The 1875-nt window shown below is 67.1% G+C and carries 1 protein-coding gene; it reads left to right on the top strand.

What is annotated here, in order from left to right:
- Positions 1–1875, top strand: a 1875-nt coding sequence (locus CQ050_RS30620) for a polyketide synthase dehydratase domain-containing protein (protein WP_146121084.1), incomplete at both ends; no start/stop codon positions are given.

Genomic DNA, 1875 nt, shown 5'->3' with positions numbered 1-1875 from the left:
GCCTGATCAAGGTGCTGCTGCAGATGCGGCACAAGCGCCTGGTCAAGAGCCTGCATGCCGAGCCGTTGAACCCGCGCATCGATCTGGAAGGCAGCCCGTTCTACGTGGTGAACGAGGAGCGGGTCTGGGAGGCGCCGGTTGATGAGACAGGCCGGGCGTTGCCGCGGCGTGCCGGAGTGAGTTCCTTCGGCTTCGGAGGGGTGAACGCCCACGTGGTGCTGGAGGAGTATGAGGCGCCGGCTCCGAGTCAGCTGGAGGTGCATTCTCCGGCTGTTGTGGTGCTGTCAGCGCGCACGGGCGAGCAGCTTCGGGCGCAGGCGGGGCAGTTGCGGGCGCATCTGGATCGGCGCGAGGTGGATCTGGCGTCGCTGGCTTATACGCTGCAAGTTGGGCGCGAGGCGCTGGGGATGCGTCTGGCGCTGGTGGTGAATTCGGTGGCAGAGCTTACGCGCAAATTGTTGGCGTATGAGCAGGGTGAGACCAGCCTGGAGGACGTGTACCAGGGCGAGGTCAAGCGCGGGTCCGAGACATTGTCGGCGTTCGCTGCCGACGAGGACCTGCGGGAGTTGATCGCCAAGTGGCTGGCGCGCGGCAAACTGGGCAAGCTGGCCGAATTGTGGGTGCAGGGCCTGGCGGTGGACTGGTCGGCGCTATATGGGCCATTGCGCCCTTCGCGGGTGAGCCTGCCGACGTATCCGTTCGCGAAGGAGCGGTATTGGGTGCCCGAGAGCGGGTCGGGTACGCAGGCCGCGCAGGCGGCTGGCACGCTGGCCGGCTCGGCGCGCGAGGCGGTGCTGCACCCGCTGGTGCATCGTAATACCTCCACCTTGCGTGAGCAGCGCTACAGCACGTGGCTGACGGGCGAGGAACACTTCCTGCGTGACCATGTGGTACGAGGGCAGAAGCTTGTGCCGGGCGTGGCGCAGCTGGAGTGGGCGCGAGCCGCGGCGAGTCTGGCGCTGGAGGAAGAGGGGGCAATCCGTATCGAGCAGGTGAGCTGGATGCGGCCCTTGGCGGTCGCCGAGCCGCTGGCCGTGCACATCGGGCTGGAGGTCGAGGAAGACGGACGAATCGGCTACGAGATCTACAGCGGCGAAGGCGAGGCAGTGCAGGTCTACAGCCAGGGCTGGGCGGTGGTCTCGGCGCCGGGCGAGGCGCCCACCGTCGATCTGGCGGCACTGCGCGCGCAGTGCGGACGAACGATCAACCGCGCGGATTGCTATGCACGATTTGCGTCGATGGGCTTGGCCTATGGGGCGAGCTTCCAATCGTTGACGCAATTGCAGGTGGGCGAGAACCTGGCGGTGGGGGCACTGCAGTGGCCGGCTCCTGCACCGGTCGATGACGATCCCGTCTATGGCTTGCCACCGAGTTTGCTGGACGGCGCGTTGCAGACCAGCCTCGGTTTGATGCCGGAGGAGGCGGGGCCGACGGTGCCGTTTGCGGTGCAGTCGGTGGAACAGTGGTTGCCGGTGCCGGTGCCCGCCTATGCGGTGGTGCGGCCGGCGGCCGGAGACAGCGCGGCGGTGCGCAAGCTGCAAGTAGAGATCGTCGATCCGCAGGGACGCGTGGCAGTCCGGCTGAGCGGCTTCAGCAGCCGGGCACTGCCCGCTTCGTCGACGATAGGCCGGATGGCTGATTCAAGGGAGCTTGCGCCGATGGCGCAAGAGTCGTTCAGACCCGTGTCGACGCTTGAGGGCGAACTGATGCTGACGCCGATATGGGAGACGGTCGGCGAAGCCGGGCCAAATTCGTCACCTTCTATGCAGCAGGTGATACAGCTGCAGACGGGGACACAGACGCCGTTCACGGGGCCGCCGGCCGTGGCGTGGTCGGTACGCGACAGCCGCGAGACCTTGGTCGAGGCGCTCAGGC

The sequence above is a fragment of the Achromobacter sp. MYb9 genome (genome assembly GCF_002975275.1).
Taxonomy (GTDB): Bacteria; Pseudomonadota; Gammaproteobacteria; order Burkholderiales; family Burkholderiaceae_B; genus Achromobacter.
The sequence above is the reverse complement of the archived record's forward strand: the minus strand, read 5'-3'. Positions and strand labels throughout refer to the sequence as shown.